2 protein-coding genes and 1 pseudogene are annotated in these 3,310 nt (G+C 72.9%); 1 reads left to right on the top strand and 2 read right to left on the bottom strand.

The window, feature by feature from the left end:
- Nucleotides 1-257 (top strand): annotated as a pseudogene (locus SSBG_RS07235) (ATP-dependent DNA helicase); the annotation flags it as partial.
- Nucleotides 258-311: 54 nt separating this feature from the next.
- Here SSBG_RS07235 and SSBG_RS07230 read toward each other — a convergent pair.
- Nucleotides 312-680 carry a DUF4232 domain-containing protein gene (locus SSBG_RS07230; protein ID WP_008745546.1) on the bottom strand — a complete coding sequence of 123 codons (369 nt, stop codon included), beginning with the start codon at nt 678-680 and terminating at the stop codon, nt 312-314.
- A 475-nt stretch (nt 681-1,155) separates the two neighbouring features.
- The coding region (glgB, locus tag SSBG_RS07220) for a 1,4-alpha-glucan branching enzyme (protein ID WP_234010401.1) at nt 1,156-3,310 on the bottom strand (2,155 nt) is incomplete at its 5' end.

Raw genomic sequence — 3,310 nt, 5'->3', positions numbered from 1 at the left:
CGCGCATGCTGCACCACGTGCTGCTCCCGCACCTGCCGGGGGCCTCGGCGGGCGAGAGCCCCGACCTGACCCGGCCCGTCGTCCTGCTGACGCCGCGCCAGTCGAAGGGGCTCGAATTCGACTCGGTGCTCGCCGTGGAGCCCCAGCGGTACGAGGACGCCGACCTCTACGTCGCGCTCACCCGCCCCACGCAGCGGCTCGGCCTCCTGCACAGCGAGCCGCTCCCGGAGGCGCTGGCCATAGCGCTCAAGGCGTGAGGCGTACGGGGTGGTCCCGCCCGCGGGCCGGGATCACCCCGCACCGGGCGGCGCTCAGAGCCCGATCGGGTCGACGAAGGTGCCCGGGTGCGTCGCGCCGGACTGCTCGACGATCGCGCCGCCGTACTCCCAGGGCAGCGTGATCTGCCGGGTCTCGTCGGGGAGCGTCATGACGACGTCCTGGGGCACGAACGACTTCGTGCCGGGGTCCGTCGTGGGCATGACCGTGAACTTGATGCGGGCGATGTCGTCGCCGGGCTTGAGCGTGATCGGGTCCGGGCGGGAGCCGGAGCGGGCGAGGTCCCAGCGCTCGCCCTTCGCGCTCACGAGCTGCACGCCTGGGAAGCCCTTGAGCGTGCACGTGCGCTTGCCGTGGTTGGTCAGCCGGACGGTCACGGACTGCTGGTACTCCTGCTGGTCCATGTCGGGTTTGCCGCCGTGCGGCCCCCAGAAGTCGAAGTCGATCTCGTTGGTGCGGCAGTGGCCGCCGCTCGGCTGCGCCGACCCGTCCGAGGGGTTGATGCCGTCGTCATTCTGCGCCTTGCCGCCGTTCGCGCTCTGCTCGGCGGGCGTGCCGCTCTGCGCGGTCGCGGTCCCGGTTCCGGCATCGGTGCCGGCGCCGTCGTCCTTCGACGTACCCTGCGCGGGCGCGCCCGAACTCTGCGCGGCGGCGGGCGCGGCGCTCGCGGAGTCGTCGTCGGAGTCGCAGCCGACGACCCCGGCGCCGAGCGCGAGGGCGGCGAGGACGGCGGCGGTGGTGCGGGCGGCGTGGGGGTGAGGATCGGCATGGTGCCTCTTTCCGCAGCGGGTGAGTGGGTACGGAAGGTTTGATGATCACCACCCCCCACGCAGTTCACGAAAAACTGTCAGGGGCCTGTAACAGCCGCGAACCGCCTGGTCAGACCCGGCGCAGCCACACCGTCGCGAGCGGCGGCAGGGTCAGCTCCAGGCTCTGGGGGTGGCCGTGCGCGCCGGTCGGTTCCGTCGTCGCGCCGCCCTCGGGGATGGCCGCGACACCGCTGCCGCCGTAGCGGCTCGCGTCCGTGTTGAGGGCCTCCGTCCAGCGGCCCTCCGGGACGCCGAGGCGGTAGTGCTCGCGGACGACGGGGGCGAAGTTGCACACCGCGAGGAAGGGAGTGCCCTCGTGGTCGTGGCGGAGGTAGGCCAGGACGTTGTCCTCGGCCGCGTCGCCCAGGACCCACGCGAAGCCGCCCGGGTCGGTGTCGCGCTGCCACAGCGGCGGCGTCGCGGTGTAGACGGCGTTCAGGTCGCGCACGAGGTCCTGCACGCCCCGGTGGTCCCCGGACGCCTCGTAGCCCGGGTCGAGCAGCCACCAGTCCGGTCCGTGCGCCTCCGACCACTCCGAGCCCTGCGCGAACTCCTGGCCCATGAAGAGGAGTTGCTTGCCGGGGTGGGACCACATGAAGCCGAGATAGGCGCGGACCGTCGCCCGCCGCTGCCACCAGTCGCCCGGAATCTTCGAGACCAGCGCGCCCTTGCCGTGCACGACCTCGTCGTGCGAGATCGGCAGCACGTAGTTCTCGCTGTACGCGTACACCATCGAGAACGTCAGCTCGTTGTGGTGGTACCTGCGGTGGACCGGCTCCTTGGCGAGGTATTCGAGGGAGTCGTGCATCCACCCCATGTTCCACTTGAGGCCGAAGCCGAGCCCGCCGAAGCCGCCCGGCCCGCTCCGGTCGGTCGGCCGGGTCACGCCGTCCCAGGCCGTGGACTCCTCGGCGACCGTGACGACGCCCGGATTGCGCCGGTAGACGGTCGCGTTCATCTCCTGGAGGAAGCGGACCGCGTCCAGGTCCTCGCGCCCGCCGTGGGCGTTCGGCGACCACTGCCCGTACTCGCGCGAGTAGTCCAGGTAGAGCATCGAGGCCACCGCGTCCACGCGCAGCCCGTCGATGTGGAACTCCTCGCACCAGTACGTGGCGTTCGCGACGAGGAAGTTGCGCACCTCGGTGCGGCCGAAGTCGAAGACGAGCGTGCCCCAGTCCGGGTGCGAGGCCCGCTGCGGGTCGGCGTGCTCGTAGAGGGGCCGGCCGTCGAAGTTCGCGAGCGCCCACTCGTCGCGCGGGAAGTGCGCGGGCACCCAGTCCATGAGGACGCCCACCCCGGCCCGGTGCAGGCTGTCCACGAGGAAGCGGAAGTCGTCGGGCGTGCCGAGCCGCGAGGTCGGCGCGTAGAAACCCGTGACCTGGTACCCCCACGAGCCCCCGAAGGGGTGCTCCGCGACGGGCATCAGCTCGACGTGCGTGAAGCCGAGGTCCTTGACGTACGCGGGCAGCTCCTCGGCCAGCTCGCGGTAGGTGAGCCCGGGGCGCCACGAGGCGAGGTGCACCTCGTAGACGGAGAACGGCGCCTCGTGCACGGGGCGCTCGCCGCGCCGCGCGAGCCACTCGGCGTCGTCCCACTCGTAAGCGGACTCCTCGACCACCGAGGCGGTCGCGGGCGGCACCTCGGTGCGCCGCGCCATCGGGTCGGCCTTGCGCACGTGGTGGCCCTCGGGCGTCGTGATCTCGTACTTGTACAGCTCACCGGCCCCGAGCCCCGGCAGGAAGACCTCCCACACGCCGGTCGCGCCGAGCGAGCGCATCGGGTGCCCGGTCCCGTCCCAGTAGTTGAAGTTCCCGATGACCCGCACGCCCCGGGCGTTCGGCGCCCACACCGCGAACCGCGTCCCGCGCACCCCGTCCCGCTCCACGACGCGCGCGCCGAGCGCCGTCCACAGCTCCTCGTGCCGCCCCTCGCCGATGAGGTGCAGGTCCATCTCGCCGAGCGTGGGAGGGAAGCGGTACGGGTCCTCCACCGGCGCGCCCTCCTCCTCGTCGTAGGTGACGAGCAGCCGGTACGGGGCGCCGGCGCGCGTCCCCTCCGGGAGCGGGCCCGAGAAGAAGCCCTCCCCGTCGGAGCGCAGCGGCACCCGGGTGCCGTCCGCCAGGAGGACCGCGACCGCGCGCGCGTGCGGCCTCAGCACCCGGACGACGGTGCCCGCGCCCTCCGGGGCCGGGTGCGCGCCGAGCACCGCGTGCGGGTCGTGGTGC

Origin of the sequence: Streptomyces sp. SPB074 (assembly GCF_000154905.1) — a bacterium.
Lineage (GTDB): Bacteria > Actinomycetota > Actinomycetes > Streptomycetales > Streptomycetaceae > Streptomyces.
Note: the sequence above shows the minus strand (reverse complement) of the source record. Positions and strands in the feature narration are given on the sequence as shown.

Bases quoted from the DNA above. Each gene is read 5' to 3' on its own strand.
- SSBG_RS07230 (WP_008745546.1), bottom strand. From the start codon at position 680: ATGGACCAGCAGGAGTACCAGCAGTCCGTGACCGTCCGGCTGACCAAC.